This window comes from Tabrizicola sp. (assembly GCF_041913445.1).
Taxonomy (GTDB): domain Bacteria; phylum Pseudomonadota; class Alphaproteobacteria; order Rhodobacterales; family Rhodobacteraceae; genus Tabrizicola.
The window spans coordinates 22817-36966 of the sequence record NZ_JAYSFG010000006.1; the positions used below are offsets into that span (position 1 = coordinate 22817).

Annotated in this window: 12 protein-coding genes; 1 reads left to right on the top strand and 11 read right to left on the bottom strand. The window is 66.7% G+C overall.

Annotated elements, in window-relative coordinates; all coding sequences use genetic code 11:
• Window positions 1-46: 46 nt before the first annotated feature.
• The 7 genes from ACE3Q6_RS08890 to ACE3Q6_RS08920 form a co-directional block, all read right to left on the bottom strand.
• Complete coding sequence (locus tag ACE3Q6_RS08890) at window positions 47-805, bottom strand: 3-ketoacyl-ACP reductase (protein ID WP_374431178.1); 759 nt, start codon at window positions 803-805, stop codon at window positions 47-49.
• Window positions 802-2304, bottom strand: a complete 1503-nt coding sequence (locus tag ACE3Q6_RS08895; protein ID WP_374431180.1) for a GMC oxidoreductase — start codon at window positions 2302-2304, stop codon at window positions 802-804. The genes ACE3Q6_RS08890 and ACE3Q6_RS08895 overlap by 4 nt, the downstream gene beginning before the upstream one ends.
• Window positions 2305-3411 carry an ABC transporter ATP-binding protein gene (locus tag ACE3Q6_RS08900; protein WP_374431182.1) on the bottom strand — a complete coding sequence of 369 codons (1107 nt, stop codon included), beginning with the start codon at window positions 3409-3411 and terminating at the stop codon, window positions 2305-2307.
• Between the two features lie 61 nt (window positions 3412-3472).
• Window positions 3473-4717, bottom strand: coding sequence for an ABC transporter substrate-binding protein (locus ACE3Q6_RS08905; protein ID WP_374431184.1), 1245 nt, complete (start codon window positions 4715-4717; stop codon window positions 3473-3475).
• A 190-nt stretch (window positions 4718-4907) separates the two neighbouring features.
• The gene (locus ACE3Q6_RS08910; protein WP_374431186.1) at window positions 4908-5786 is read right to left on the bottom strand and encodes a carbohydrate ABC transporter permease; all 879 of its coding nucleotides are present in this window, start codon (window positions 5784-5786) and stop codon (window positions 4908-4910) included.
• Window positions 5783-6676, bottom strand: coding sequence for a carbohydrate ABC transporter permease (locus tag ACE3Q6_RS08915; protein ID WP_374431188.1), 894 nt, complete (start codon window positions 6674-6676; stop codon window positions 5783-5785). Before ACE3Q6_RS08915 ends, ACE3Q6_RS08910 begins: the two co-directional genes overlap by 4 nt.
• 111 nt (window positions 6677-6787) lie before the next feature.
• Complete coding sequence (locus ACE3Q6_RS08920; protein WP_374431191.1) at window positions 6788-8038, bottom strand: ABC transporter substrate-binding protein; 1251 nt, start codon at window positions 8036-8038, stop codon at window positions 6788-6790.
• A gap of 150 nt (window positions 8039-8188) precedes the next feature.
• Between ACE3Q6_RS08920 and ACE3Q6_RS08925 the strand changes: the two genes are divergently transcribed.
• Complete coding sequence (locus ACE3Q6_RS08925; RefSeq protein ID WP_374431193.1) at window positions 8189-9262, top strand: LacI family DNA-binding transcriptional regulator; 1074 nt, start codon at window positions 8189-8191, stop codon at window positions 9260-9262.
• Here the strand turns inward: ACE3Q6_RS08925 and ACE3Q6_RS08930 are convergent.
• Genes ACE3Q6_RS08930 through ACE3Q6_RS08945 form a run of 4 tightly spaced genes read right to left on the bottom strand, consistent with a single transcriptional unit; the run spans window position 9253 to window position 14114 of the window.
• On the bottom strand, window positions 9253-10779 hold the full coding sequence (locus ACE3Q6_RS08930; protein WP_374431195.1) for an aldehyde dehydrogenase family protein: 1527 nt from the start codon (window positions 10777-10779) through the stop codon (window positions 9253-9255). The genes ACE3Q6_RS08925 and ACE3Q6_RS08930 overlap by 10 nt on opposite strands.
• A gap of 1 nt (window position 10780) precedes the next feature.
• Entirely contained in the window at window positions 10781-11548 is a 768-nt protein-coding gene (locus ACE3Q6_RS08935) for an enoyl-CoA hydratase/isomerase family protein (RefSeq protein ID WP_374431197.1), read from the bottom strand.
• Entirely contained in the window at window positions 11545-13116 is a 1572-nt protein-coding gene (locus ACE3Q6_RS08940; RefSeq protein ID WP_374431199.1) for an acyl CoA:acetate/3-ketoacid CoA transferase, read from the bottom strand. Before ACE3Q6_RS08940 ends, ACE3Q6_RS08935 begins: the two co-directional genes overlap by 4 nt.
• A complete protein-coding gene (locus tag ACE3Q6_RS08945; protein ID WP_374431201.1) occupies window positions 13113-14114 on the bottom strand; it encodes a Gfo/Idh/MocA family protein in 1002 nt (333 codons plus the stop codon). Before ACE3Q6_RS08945 ends, ACE3Q6_RS08940 begins: the two co-directional genes overlap by 4 nt.
• Window positions 14115-14150: the final 36 nt, after the last annotated feature.

Here is a 14150-nt window from a genome sequence, read left to right on the forward strand (position 1 = left end):
AAAATTTTCGAAAATTTTTGCGGTGCGCGGGGTGGGAACGGCATTCTCACAGCCTCTCGATGGAGAGGCCGCCATCGACGGGGAGGACGGCCCCGGTGGCAAAGGCGAGTTGTCCGGTGACGAGGGGGATGACGGCCTGGCCGATGTCTGACGGCTGGCCCCAGCGGCCGGCGGGGACGAGGCCCTGGGCGATGCGGGCGTCGTATTTGTCTTTGACCCCAGCGGTCATGCCGGTTTCGATGATGCCGGGGCGAAGCTCGAAGACGCCGATGTTGTGCGAGGCAAGGCGCAGGGCGAGCGTCTGGGCGGCCATCGCGGCGGCGGCCTTGGAGATGCAGTAGTCGGCACGCTCGGGGCTCGCCATCTGGGCCGAGACGGAGGTCACGAAGGTGATGGAGCGGTAGTGTTCGCTGCTCGTGGCGAGCATGCGTTTCGCGACCTGTTGCGCCAGGAAGAAGGCCCCGCGCAGGTTGATGCCCATGATCCAGTCGAAGTTTTCCGGTGTGATGTCCAGCATGTCGCCCCGGACCTTGGCGGCGACGCCCGCGTTCTGGATCAGGGCGTCGAGGGGGCCTTGGTTCGCCTCGATGGCGTCGAGGAGCGCAGGAATGGCGGCAATGTTCGACAGGTCGTGCTGGTAGTAGCGGGCGTCGGGGCCGAGGGCTTCGAGGGCTTGGGTGACGCTGGCGTCTCCGGGGGCGGAGCGGGAGGCGATGGCGAGGCGGAAGCCTTGGGTGGCAAGGGCCTGGGCGATGCCGAGGCCGATGCCTTGCTGGCCTCCGGTGATGAGGGCGAGGGGTTTCATGGCTGGGCTTTCGCGATGTGGTCGCCTGCGCGGAGAGCCAGCGCGGCGATGGTGAGCGAGGGGTTCACGGCGGCGGAGGTCGGCAGGACCGAGGCGTCGCAGATGTAGAGGTTGTCGAGGTCGTGGGCCTTGAGGTTCGTGTCGACCACGCTGGTCCTTGGGTCCGCGCCCATGCGGTTGGTGCCGCACTGGTGGGAGGGTTTGGATTTGGGGAAGCCCCGCGCCAGGGTGATGGGCCAGCCGGCTTTCCGCATGGCTTGCTTGAGGCGTTTCACCAGGAGGTCGTGGGCTTTGGTGTTGGTCTTGCGCCAGTCGAGGACGACCTCTCCGTTGCGCCAGAATACGCGGGAGTTGGGGTCGGGCAGGTCCTCGGACATGGCCATGATGTGGATCGAGTGTTCGGCGATGTGGTGGGAGAGCCAGAGAGGAAGGCCGGATTCGCCCGCGAGGATGGGTCCGGTGATGCGGCCGAGCATCTGGATGTTGCCGAGGGGTTCGCCGTTCGGGCCGCCGGTCAGGTAGAAGTCGTTGACCTGGATGGTCTTTTCATAGGTCGTGCGATTCCGGCGGAAGGGATTGTAGGCGACCATGCCGGTGAGGTTGTGGTTCATGAAGTTGCGGCCGACCTGGTCGGATTTGTTCGCAAGGCCGGTCGGGTGGTCGTCGTTCGCACTGGCGAGGAGGAGGGCGGAGGAGAGGATCGCTCCGGCGGAGAGTACGACGGTGGGGGCGGTCAGGGTCTCGCGGGTGCCGAAGCGTTCGACTTCGACGCCGGTGACGCGGCGGGCTTCGGAAAGGAGGCGGGTGACCTTGGTGTTGGTCTGGAGGGTAACGTTGGGGTGTTTCAGCGCCTCGACCAGCGCGCAGGATTCGGCGTCGGATTTGGCCCCCGTGGTGCAGGGGAAGGCGTCCCAGCCGGTGCGGGCGCGCTTCAGCCAGGCGTCGATGTCCACGCCCAATGGGAGCGCGGAGACGTGGAGGCCTTGGGCGGCGAAGGCCTGACGGAGGGCGGCGATGTCTGGCTCGTCCGGGACGGGTGGGAAGGGATAGGGGGCGGAATGGGGCGGCTCGGTCGGGTCACCCGCCACGTCGCCCCGGACGCGGTAGAGCGTTTCTGCCTTGGAGTACCAGGGTTCGAGGTCAGCGTAGGCGATGGGCCAGCCGGGGGTGGTGCCTTCGAGGTGGCGGAGGGGGCGGAAGTCCTCGGCCCGGTAGCGGAGGAGGACCGCGCCGTAGAACTTGGTGTTGCCGCCGACATAGGCGTAGTTGCCGGGGTGCAGGGCCGCGCCGGAGATGTCGCGCCAGGTCTCGTTCGGCTTGAAGTGGCCGCGCTGGAAGATGGCGGCGGGGTCGCGGGCTTCGGGCGTGTCGGGCAGGCGGTCGCCGCGTTCCAGGATCAGCACCTTACGCCCCGTAGGGGCAAGCGCGGCGGCCAGCGTCGCCCCCCCCATGCCGGAGCCGATGATGATGATGTCCGCGGTGTATTGGGCAGATTTCATTCAGGCGATCCGCTGTTCGGTTTGCGGATCGAAGGCTACGGCCTTTTCCATGTTCACTGCGAAGTCAAAGGCTTGTCCGGCCGCGACATTCGCGTCGGCGCGCATCCGGGCGATAGCGTCCTTGCCCGAAAGCGTCATCGTGACGAAGGTGTCGGCTCCCGCCGGTTCGGTGACGGTGACGCGGTTTCTCAGGGCGACGATGTTGCCGGACTTGCGGTCGGCGCCCTCGGGGTCGGTGATCGCCTCGGGGCGGATGCCGAGGAGGATGTCCCTGCCCTCCCATGCCGTCAGATCCTGGCTGAAGCGGAGGTGCTGGGGCGTGCCGTCGGCGTCGGTGAGCGCCGCGTGGGGCTGGCCGTCGCGGAGGACGACCTTGGCGGGGACGATGTTCATGGCAGGCGAGCCCATGAAGGTTGCCACGAAGACGTTGGCGGGGGTGTCGTAGATCTCTTTCGGGGTGCCCAGCTGCTGGACGAAGCCCTTGTTCATCACGGCGATGCGGGTGGAGAGGGTCATCGCCTCGATCTGGTCGTGGGTGACGTAGACGATGGTGGTTTTCAGCTTCTGGTGGAGCTTCTTGATCTCGGTCCGCATATCGACGCGGAGTTTGGCGTCGAGGTTGGAGAGCGGTTCGTCGAAGAGGAAGACGTCGGGGTTCCGCACCAAAGCCCGGCCCATCGCCACGCGCTGGCGCTGGCCTCCGGACAGCTGGCCGGGCTTGCGGTCGAGGAGATGGTCGATCTGGAGGAGCTTCGCGACCTCGGCCAGCGCCTTGTCACGCTCGGGTTTGGGGACGCCGTGCATCTCCAGCCCGAAGGTCATGTTCTGGCCTACGGTCATGTTGGGGTAAAGCGCGTAGCTTTGGAACACCATCGCGATGTTGCGCTTCGAGGGGTGGACGCCGTTCACGACGCGGCCCTTGATCGCGATCTCACCGGCCGAGATGCCTTCCAGCCCCGCGATCATGTTCAGAAGCGTGGACTTCCCGCAGCCGGAGGGGCCGACGAGGACCAGGAACTCGCCCTCCTCGACCGCGATGTCGACGCGGTGCAGGACTTCGACCTGCCCGTAGGATTTGGTGACGTTGCGGATGTCGAGAAAACCCATGTTCGTCCTCATGTCGTTGGGTCGGCCCCGTCCCGGGGAGTTCGGGACGAGGCCGGTAGCCTTACCGGGCCGCCGCGATGGCGTCGGCAAGGGCGGTTGCGGCCTCTTCGGGGGTCTGGTCAGAGTTGAAGAAAGCGGTGATTGCATCGGTGGCGGCGCCCACGACGGCGGCGTTGGCGGCGTGGGTTCCGGCGAAGGTCGGGACAGCGGTGCCAGCGGCGTCATTTGACGCGAGGCTGGCGGACGTAGCCTGGGCGCAGGCGTCCATCGCCGACAGGTCGATGTCGGTCCGCGCCGGGATCGCTCCCTTGGCCTGGTTGAAGGCGACCTGAACGGCGGGGTCCATGATCGCGCTGGCAAGCACCTCTTGCCCCTTGATCAGGTCGGGGTCGGTCTGGGTGAACAGGCTGAGAGAGTTCACCAGATAGACGAAGGCATCGCCCCTGGCCTTGGGGACCGGGATGCAGGCATAGTCGTCGCCGGGCTTCTTCCCCGCATTGGTGAACTCGCCCTTGGCCCAGTCGCCCATGATCTGCATCGCCGCCTCGCCGTTGATGACCATGGATGAAGCGAGGTTCCAGTCGCGACCGGGGGCGTTGTCGTCGACCATGCCGCGCAGCTCGGCCAGCTGGGTAAAGACGGCGACCATTTCCGGCCCGCGCAGGGTGGCATCGTCGAGCTCGATCAGCGCTTTGCGGTAGAAGTCGGCGCCCCCTACCCCGGCAGCGACGGCTTCGAACATGTAGGCCTCTTGCCAGGCCTGCCCGCCGTGGGCGAGCGGGATGATCCCGGCCTCACGGAACTTGGGCGCAAGGGCGTTCAGCTCTTCCCAGGTGGTGGGATAGGCCGCGCCGATCTTGTCGAAGGCGGCTTTGGAGGCCCAGATCATGTCGGTCCGGTGCACGTTGGTCGGGACCGAAACCCAGCTTCCCTCGACCTGGGTGAAGTCCTTGACGGCCCGCGGGAGTGCGGCGTCCCAGCCCTGCGCTTCAGCCAAAGCGTCGACATTGCCGAGCATGCCCTCATTCGCCCAGTCGATGATGTTCTGGCCCAGGATCAGCACGGCGGCGGGCGGATTGCCACTGGCGATGCGGGCCTGCAGCGCGGTCTTGGCCTGATCGCCGCCGCCGCCCGCCACGGGCGCGTCGGTCCAGGTGACGCCCTCGGCGACGACCTTGTCACGGACGGCGCCCAGGGCCGCCGCTTCGCCACCAGAGGTCCAGAAGTGCATCACCTCGACCGAAGGGTCGGCGAGGGCCGGGCTGGCGGTAGCCAGAAGTAGTGCGGTTATGGACAAGACCTTCATCTTCGGTATTCCTTCCTGCTGTTCGCCCTTGTCAGTCGTCAAAGCGGGCTTGGGTTGAACATGACCGTCGGGCGGTTGCCGCCGCCCGGCGGTCTCCCTCAGGTCCTTTGCGTTTGCGCGGGACGTTGGGGCCGGGAACCAAGAATTTTCGAAAATTCTTGGCAAAAGTTTTCGAAAACTTTCGCGGGGATCATCCCTTGACGCTCCCCGCCATGAGGCCGCGGACGAAGTACCGACCAGCGACGATGTAGACGATCAGGGTGGGAAGGGCGGCCAGGATCGCGCCCGCGAAGTGGACGTTGTATTCCTTCACGCCCGTCGAGGACTGGACGAGGTTGTTGAGCGCGACCGTCATCGGCTGCGAGGTGCCGCCGAACGAGACGCCAAACAGGAAGTCGTTCCAGATGTTGGTGAACTGCCAGATGACCGAGACCACGGCGATGGGCCCGCTGACCGGGAGCAGGATGCGCCAGAAGATGCGGAAGAACCCGGCCCCGTCGATCTGGGCGGCGCGGATGAGCTCGGTCGGGAAGGAGGCATAGTAGTTGCGGAAGTAGAGCGTGGTGAAGCCGATCCCGTAGACGACGTGGACCAGGATCAGCCCGGGCACGGAGCCCGCGAGGCCGAGTTTGCCGAGGACCACCGCCATCGGGATCAGCACGATCTGGAACGGGATGAAGCAGGAGAAGAGCATCAGCCCGAAGACCCAGGTGTCGCCCTTGAAGCGCCACTTGGTCAACACGTACCCGTTCAGCGCCCCGACGATGGTCGAGATCGCAACGGCGGGGACGACCATCAGGATCGAGTTCAGGAAATAGGGTCTGAGGCCGGTGGGTTCGACGCCGATCTGGGCGGTCGACCAGGCCGAGCGCCAGGGGTCGAGCGTCCAGGTCTGCGGGAGCGCCATCATGTTGCCGCCGGTGATTTCCTCCAGCGGTTTCAGGGAGTTGACGCCCATCACGTAGAGCGGCAACAGGTAGAAGAGCGCGAAGAGGACCAGGACCAGGTAAATCAGAACCCGCGTCGCGCGCCCCGTCGAGACGGCGGTGTCTTGGCTTGCGCCGCTCATGCCTTCTTCTCCTTCAGCTCGGCGTAAAGGTAGGGGACCATGATCGCGGCGATGGTCATCAGCATGATCACGGCCGAGGAGGCGCCGATGCCCATCTGGTTCCTCGTGAAGGTGTAGGAGTACATGAAGGTCGCAGGCATCTCGGTCGCCCGTCCCGGCCCGCCCCCAGTCAGCGCGATGACGAGGTCATAGGACTTGATCGCGAGGTGGGAGAGGATGACGAAGGCCGACAGGAAGGCGGGGCGGAGGAGCGGGATCACGATCCGCCGGTAGAGCTGCCAGTTCGAGGCGCCGTCGATCTGGGCGGCCTTCAGGATCTCGTTGTCGATACCTCTCAGGCCCGCCAGGAACATGGCCATCACGAAGCCCGAGGTCTGCCAGACGGCGGCGATGACGATGGTGTAGATCGCCATGTCGCCGTCCTTGATCCAGGTGAAGGAGAACGACTCCCATCCCCAGAGGTGCATGATCCGTTCAAGGCCGATGCCGGGGTCGAGGAACCATTTCCAGGCGGTGCCGGTGACAATGAAGCTCAGCGCCATCGGGTAGAGGTAGATCGGCCGCAGGACGCCCTCGCCCCGGATCTTCTGGTCAAGGAAGATCGCCAGCATCAGGCCTATGACCGTGCAGATGACGATGTAGAGCGTCGCGAAGATCGCGATGTTGGTGATCGCTGTGGTCCAGGCGGGCAGCGCGAAGAGCTTCTGGTAGTTCTCGAAACCAACCCAGTCGTAGCGGGGCAGCATCTTCGACCCGGTGAAGGACAGGACCACGGTAAAGAGAATGAAGCCGTAGACGAAAAGGAGGGTTACGGCGAAGGAGGGGGCGAGGACGAGCTTCGGCAGCCAGTCCTGCAGGCGTGTGCGGAAATCGGCCTCGGTCGTGGCCATCGGTCCCTCCCGTTGATCCTGGTGTCCAAAATCCTTGAGTAAGGATTTTGACAAATTCCTTGCTTCAGGAATTTGGCTCGGGGGGCGGCGGTGCCGCCCCCCGGCAATCGATTACTGCGCGGCGGCGACGGCTTCGGCCAGCGCGGCGGCAGCCGCGGCGCCGTCGGCATATTCGCCGTTGAAGGCCGCGGTGATCACGTCATAGGTGGCGTTCTTCACCGCCGCTGGGGCTGCGTGACCATGCGCCATCGAGCCGAAGAGCGTGCCGTTGGTGTTGGCTTCCGCCAGGTCCGCCATGCCCTTCTTGCCGCAATCGTCGAAGGCGTCGTTCGGCACGTCGGTCCGGGCCGGTACCGAGCCCTTGACCACGTTGAAGGCCGACTGGAAGGTCGGGTTCATGATCGCACTCGCCATCGCGGCCTGGGCAGCCTTGGCCTCATCGCTCTCGACGTTGAACATCGCGAACTGGTCGCTGTTGAAGGTGACCGAGCCCTGCGTGCCGGGGAAGCGGATGCAGACGAAGTCGGTGCCCGGGACCTTGCCGGCCTTCAGGAACTCGCCCTTGGCCCAGTCGCCCATCATCTGCATCCCGGCTTCGCCGTTGATGACCATGGCGGAGGCGAGGTTCCAGTCGCGGCCCGAGAAGTTGTCGTCGACGTAAGAGCGCAGCTTGATCAGGCGGTTGAAGGCCTCGGCCATTTCCGGCCCGCCCAAGGCAGCCGGATCGAGGTCGATGAAGGCCTTCTTGTACAGATCGCCCCCCATCCCCAGGACAACGCCGTCGAAGACGGTCGCTTCCTGCCAGGGCTGGCCGCCGTGGCCCAAGGGCGTGATGCCGTTTTCCTTCATCTTGTCGAGGACGGCTACCAGTTCGTCCCAAGTGGTCGGCGCGGCAAGGCCGGTCGCGTCAAGCGCTGCCTTGTTGATCCAGACCCAGTTGGTCGAGTGGACGTTGACCGGCGCGGCGATCCACTTGCCGTCGGCCTTCGAGAAGCCCTGAAGCGCGGCGGGAACGACAGCGTCCCAACCCTCGGCGGTCGCAACTTCCGTCAGGTCGCCCAGAGCGCCCTCGCCCGCCCAGTCCAGGATGTCGAAGCCCAGCATCTGAACGGCGGTCGGGGGATCGCCGGCCGTGACGCGGGCACGCAGCGCGGTCATCGCCGCCTCGCCGCCGCCACCGGCGACGGGCATGTCAACCCAGCCGATGGACTTGGTGGCAAGGTCGTCCTTCAGCACGTTCAGCGCCGCCGCTTCCCCACCCGAGGTCCACCAGTGCAGGACCTCCACATCTTCGGCGTGAACCAGGCTCGTGGTCACCAGCAGCATCGCGGCCGCGGCAAACCCGCGTTTCATCATCGTCATGGTCTTTCCTCCCGTGTTGCGTCCCCTTGGGACTGTGGAATTTAAAACGTTGCAAAATTCAACTCGTCAACCGATTCCTGCTTTTGGTGCCGATTGCAGTTGAAATGCCGCAGGTAACCGGGCAGATTCCGCTTTCAGAAGCAGGGCAGGTTGTATCGTTACAGCACCGGCCAGCCGGGAAAGGGCACCTCTTTGGACGAGACCGCGAGCCACGCCGCCCCGCGTCCCCGCGCCACCTTGCGGACGATTGCCCAGGCAACCGGCCTTGCCGTCACGACCATCTCGCGCGCCTTGGCTCAGGATCCGCGCATCGCGGCGCAGACCCGGGCGCTGGTGGCCGAGGCCGCGCGGGCACAGGGTTACGTTCCCGACCGGGCCGCGCAGCGGCTGCGCACGGGCAGGACAAAGGTCGTCCAGCTCCTCCTCAGCCTCGATCACGAATTCCTGGGTTTCACCCATGACCTCCTGGGCGGGCTGGCCGAGGCGCTGCAAGGCACCGGCTATTCCGTGACGCTTTTCCCCGACGTGATGCAGGCCGACCGCATGACCGCGGTGCGTCAGATCGTCGAGAATCGGTTGGGCGACGGGATCGTGCTGAACCGGACCGAGCCCTTCGACCCCCGCGTCCGCTATCTGACCGAACAGGGTTTTCCCTTCGTCAGCCATGGACGGACGGAATTCACCACGCCGCACCCCTGGGTCGACTACGACAACGAGGCCTTCGCCCGCGCCGCCGTGGCGAGGCTTGCCGAAAAGCGGCGCTCGCGCCTGCTGATGATCCTGCCGGATGCGCGCTACACCTTCGCCCAACACCTGCGCTACGGGCTGATTGCCGCCTGCCGCGAGCGCGGGTTGCATTGGGAGACGCCCGAGACGGTCACCCTCTCGACCCCAGCGCCCGAGATTGCCGCCTTCCTGCGCCAGCGCCTTGCGGCCCCGGACGCGCCCGACGGCGTGATCTCCGTCGGTGAGGTGGCGGCCATCGCCTGCCTTTCCGCGATGTCGGACCTGCGCCTTGATCCAGGCCGACAGCTGGACGTCGTGGTCAAGCGGGCCTCGGCGATCTTCGACCTTCTGCGTCCCAACGTCGACACGGTGTTCGAGGATCTCCGGGGTGCGGGCCGTGCGATGGGCGCGGTGCTCTTGCGGTCCATGCGCGGCGAGGCCGCAGCCGACCTGCACGTCCTGCAGTCCCCGAAGATCGAGTTCGCGGCTCATCCCTGACCCCTGACCCAAGGCGCCCGCGTGCGACCGATCCGCATGACCAGCGACTTCACCTCCAGGAACTCGTCCAGGCCATAGCGCCCGATCTCGCGGCCAAGACCCGACTGCTTCATCCCGCCGAAAGTCACTTCGGGGAAACCGTCCATCCAGGTGTTGGTCCAGACCGTGCCGGCCTGCGCGCCGCGCGCGAAGGCCAGGCAGGTGTGGACGTTCTCGCTCCAGACGCCGGCGGAAAGGCCGTAATCGGCGTCGTTCACCAGGGTCAGCGCCTCGTCCAGCGTCCGGAAGGTCAGGACCGTCAGGACCGGGCCGAAGACCTCTTCCCGGGCGATCGCCATGTCGGAGGTGACGCCCGTCACCACCGTCGGCTGATAGAACTGCGGCGTCAGGCCCGGAACCTCTAGCGGTGCGCCGCCCAGCGCGACTGTGGCCCCGGCCTTGCGGGCGGCGGTCACATAGGCGTCGATCTTGGCCCCATGCTCGCGGCTGACGATGGCGCCCACCTGCGTTGCGGGATCCAGGGGGTCTCCGAAGGCGACCTGGCGCGACAGTTCCACCACCCGGGCGGTAAAGGCCTGGGCGATGTCTTCGTGGACGATGATCCGGCTGCCCGAGTTGCAGCACTGACCCACGTTGAAATAGACCCCGAAGACCACGGCATCGGCGGCGCTTTCAAGGTCAGCGTCCGGGAAGATCACCTGCGGGTTCTTGCCTCCGAGTTCCAGGGCGACCTTCTTCAAGGTGCTGGAAGCAGCCGCCGCGATGCCCCGGCCTACGGCAGTAGAGCCGGTGAAGGTGACCATGTCGACGTGCGGATGGCTGGCGAGCGTCGCCCCGACGGGTTGGCCGTAGCCGAGGACGATGTTGACGACTCCGGCGGGCAGACCCGCTTCGATCAAGTGTTCTCCCAGGATTACTGTGGTCGAGGGGGTGAGTTCCGAGGGTTTGACCACGCAGGTGCAACCAGCGGCCAGCGCGAAGGGAAGTTTCTGGGACAGGATCCAGAAGGGGAAGTTCCAGGGCGTGATGACCCCGACGACGCCGATGGGTTCCTTCAGGACCACGGCCAGCATTTCCGCGCCGAGGCTGTTGTGGCTGTCGCCGTGCAGCGTCCGGGCAAGGCTGGCGGCATAACGCCAAAGGTCTGCGGCTCCGCTGATTTCGCCCCGAGCCTGGGTGATGGGTTTGCCCGATTCCAGTGTTTCCACCAGCGCCATGCGCTCAACATTGGCCTCGATCAGGTCGGCCACCTTCAGCAGGACCGTGGCGCGGGCCTTGCCGGAAAGCTGGCTCCACCGGCCGTCGTCGAAGGCGGTGCGGGCGGCGGCGATGGCAGCCTCGGCCTCGGCCTTGCCGCCCTTTGCAGCGCGGCTGACGACGGTCCCGTGCGAGGGCGACAGGCGTTCCGAGGTTGCGCCGTCCGCGCTGCCCTGCCATTGGCCGTCGATCAGGTGGCGGGCCTCGAAGGCCGGCGGGAGTGTGGTCCGGATCGCGGGGATCAGGGTCAGGTCAAGCATCTCAGGTCCCCGGAAATTCTGGTTTGCGCTTTTCCTGGAAGGCCGCGACGCCCTCCTGCCGGTCGGCGCTGGCGGCGATGGCGGCGGAGCCGAGCGCCTCGATCAGGGCGGCGCTGTCCTCGCCCTGCCCCGCATGGATCATCGCCTTGGTGATCTCGGTCGCGCGGGGGGAGAGGGTGGCGGCCTTCCCGGCGATCTCTTGCGCCGCGGCGCGGGGGTCGTCGGTGACCTCGGCGACAAAGCCGCAGGAGAGAAGGCGGTCGGCCGGGATGCGGCGGCCGAAGAGAGCCATTTCCTTGAGGACGCCTTCCGGGATCAGCCGCGCAAGGCGCTGCGAGCCGGACCAGCCGGGGACGATGCCCACCCCAGCCTCGGGCAGCGCGATGGTGGCGCGGGGCGTGATCAGGCGGATGTCGCAGGCGGCGGCGAGTTCGAGGCCGCCGCCGAAGGCGTGGCCGTTCAACGCGGCGATGGTGGGTTTCGCAAGCCTCGCGAGGCGGTCAAAGATGCGGTGGCCGCCGCGCACCCAGTTGCGGGCGAACTCGGCCGGGGACAGCCCGCCCCAGGCGTTGATGTCGGCACCGGAGCAGAAGGCCTTCTCCCCTTCCCCGGTGACGATCACGGCGCGGACCTCCGGGCGGCCCTCGATGACTTCAAGGTGGCTGGCAAGCTGGGCCAGCATGTCCACGGTGAAGCAGTTGAGCTTGGCCGGGTTGTCCAGCGTCAGCGTGGCTATGGGGCCCGCGATGTGAAGGCGGACACCGCTCATGGCTGCCACCCCATCGGGCCTTCGGCGAGGAGCGAAAGCGGCATGAGGGTGGCGTTCTCGACCACGGTGACGCGACCCTGGCTTGCGGCGACGATGTCGCGGGCGGGGTCGATGCCGGGCATGATCTCGGTGGCGACGAGGCCCTGGTCGGTCAGCCGGATCACGCAGCGTTCGGTGATATAGAGCACCTCTTGCCCCGTGGCCCGGGCGCGGGTGCCAGAGAAGGTGACGTGTTCGACACGCTCGACCATCTTGCAGAACTTGCCGGGGGTGGCGACCTTGAGGCCCTTTTCGGTCAGTTCCACCCCTGCCCCGGCCTCGAACCAGCCGGAGAAGACGATCTTGCGGGCGTGCGAGGTGATGTCGACAAACCCGCCGCAACCGGCCGTGAGGTAGGGCTTTTTCCCGAGTTTCGAGACGTTGACGTTGCCTTCGATGTCGATCTCCAGGAAGGACAGGAACGACAGGTCGAACCCCGCGCCCTGGAAGTAGATGAACTGCTGCGGCGAGGGGACGTAGCCCCAGGCGTTCGACGCGCAGCCGAAGGCAAAACCGGTGAGGGGCATCCCCCCGACGGCGCCCTGTTCGATGGCCCAGGTGACGGCTTCGGGGTGGCCTTCCTCCAGCAGGATGCGGGGGACCATCGCGCTGATGCCGAAGCCGAGGTTGGCGGTCTGGCCCTTCCGCAGCTCCATCGCGGCGCGGCGGGCGATGACCTTTTCGACGCCGCGCTCTGCCAGCGTGAAGGACGACCACGGACGCATGATCTGGCCGGAGATGGCGGGGTCGTAGGGCGTCTCGCAGGTCTGCTTCTGGTCGGGGTCGAGGACGATGAGGTCGACGAGGTGGCCGGGGACGCGGACGTCGTGGGGGCGGAGGCTTCCGGCGGCGGTGAGGCGGGAGACCTGCGCGATGACGAGCCCACCGTTGTTCCGCGCGGCGATGGCCTGTTCGAGGCCGCCCAAGTAGGCGCCTTCGTGTTCGTAGGTGAGGTTGCCGTTCTCATCCGCCGTGGTGGCCCGCAGGATGCAGACGTCGGGCTGGATGTTGGGGAAGTGGAGCCAGGTGTCTCCACCGAACTCAACGCGCTTCACGATCGGGGCGGCCATGCCGCGCGCGTTCATCGCGCAGCCCTCGCGGATCGGGTCGGCGAAGGTCTCCATCCCCACCTTGGTCAGCACCCCGGGGCGGCGGGCGGCGGCTTCGCGGTGCATGTCGAAGAGGATGCCGGAGGGGACGTTGTAGGCGGCAACGCGGTCCTCGACGATCATCTTCCAGATCTCGGGCATCGGCAGGTTCGAGGAGCCGGAGGGGTAGGAGCCGGCGAGAACGCGGGCGAGGAGCCCGTCCTGCGCGATCCAGTCCATGCCCTTGACGCCGTACATGTCCCCCGCCGCGATGGGGTGGAGCGTGGTGATGCCCCTGGGGTGGCCTTCCGCGCGGAAGCGGTCGCCCAGCGCCTTCAGGACCAGGTCGGGGCAGCCCAGGGCCGAGGAGGAGGAGACGGTGACGACCGCGCCATCGGCGATGCGGGCGACGGCGTCCGATGCTGCGACGAGCTTGGTCATGCCGCCCTCCCATAAGTGACGTGCTGGCGGGTTCCGGTGCGCGCGGCCTCTCGCACCGCCAGCGCGACGGCCAGCGAAGCGACCCCGTCCGGGCCGGTTGCGGCCGGGGTGCCTTGCCCGGCAATGGCGGCGAGGAAGTCGGTGACGCCCTGGACGTAAAGGTTGTGCGGCGGGAAGGGCACGGCTTCGCGGCCCTGGGCGGTGACGAGCTCGATCTCCCCAACCGGCTGTTGCGTCATCACGCCCCGCGCGAAGATCGAGCCTTCGGTGCCGTGCACCTCCAGCCCTGAACCGGCGAAGGGATGGGTGAAGCTTTCGTGGCTGAAGACCATCGCGCCCGAGGGCATGGTCCAGACCGACATGGCCGAATCCTCGACCCCCTGCCCCATGCCGCTGGCTGCCATCTGGGCGACGACAGAGTGCGGGTCTTCGCCCAGAAGGAAGCGGGCCACGTCGGCATCGTGGACGGTGATGTCGGGGATCACCCCGCCGCCCGCCGCGGGATCGTTGATGCGCCAGCCCTGCAGATGCGGCGGCAGGTGGACGGCGTGGAAGATGCGAAGCGACAGGATGCGGCCGATGCGCCCGGCCCGGATCAGGTCGCGGATGGTGCGGTGCGAGCCGGAGCAGCGCAGGTGATGGTTCGTCGCGAAGGTGACCCCGGCGACCTGCGCGGCATTTACCATTTCGGCAGCCTCGGCCACCGTCATGGCAAGCGGCTTTTCGCAGATGACATGCTTGCCCGCGGCAATGGCGCCAAGTGCCTGGTCGCGGTGCTTCTCATTGGTCGACGAGATGTAGACAGCGCCGATGGACGGGTCGTCCAATATCAGCGAAAGGCTGTCACCCGCTGCCGCAATGGCGTGCTGCGCCGCATAGTCACGGGCGCGGGCAGCCGTGGAGCTGACCACCGCCGCCACCTCGCCCCCCGTGGCGCGGATCGCCCCGATCATGTGCTGCTCGGCAATGGTGCTTGCCCCGATCAACCCCCAGCGCATGATTCCCCTTCGTTCTTTTGGATCGTTCCAAGAACC

Bases quoted from the DNA above. Each gene is read 5' to 3' on its own strand.
- ACE3Q6_RS08890 (WP_374431178.1), bottom strand. From the start codon at position 805: ATGAAACCCCTCGCCCTCATCACCGGAGGCCAGCAAGGCATCGGCCTC.
- ACE3Q6_RS08895 (WP_374431180.1), bottom strand. From the start codon at position 2,304: ATGAAATCTGCCCAATACACCGCGGACATCATCATCATCGGCTCCGGC.
- ACE3Q6_RS08900 (WP_374431182.1), bottom strand. From the start codon at position 3,411: ATGGGTTTTCTCGACATCCGCAACGTCACCAAATCCTACGGGCAGGTC.
- ACE3Q6_RS08905 (WP_374431184.1), bottom strand. From the start codon at position 4,717: ATGAAGGTCTTGTCCATAACCGCACTACTTCTGGCTACCGCCAGCCCG.
- ACE3Q6_RS08910 (WP_374431186.1), bottom strand. From the start codon at position 5,786: ATGAGCGGCGCAAGCCAAGACACCGCCGTCTCGACGGGGCGCGCGACG.
- ACE3Q6_RS08915 (WP_374431188.1), bottom strand. From the start codon at position 6,676: ATGGCCACGACCGAGGCCGATTTCCGCACACGCCTGCAGGACTGGCTG.
- ACE3Q6_RS08920 (WP_374431191.1), bottom strand. From the start codon at position 8,038: ATGACGATGATGAAACGCGGGTTTGCCGCGGCCGCGATGCTGCTGGTG.
- ACE3Q6_RS08930 (WP_374431195.1), bottom strand. From the start codon at position 10,779: ATGCTTGACCTGACCCTGATCCCCGCGATCCGGACCACACTCCCGCCG.
- ACE3Q6_RS08935 (WP_374431197.1), bottom strand. From the start codon at position 11,548: ATGAGCGGTGTCCGCCTTCACATCGCGGGCCCCATAGCCACGCTGACG.
- ACE3Q6_RS08940 (WP_374431199.1), bottom strand. From the start codon at position 13,116: ATGACCAAGCTCGTCGCAGCATCGGACGCCGTCGCCCGCATCGCCGAT.
- ACE3Q6_RS08945 (WP_374431201.1), bottom strand. From the start codon at position 14,114: ATGCGCTGGGGGTTGATCGGGGCAAGCACCATTGCCGAGCAGCACATG.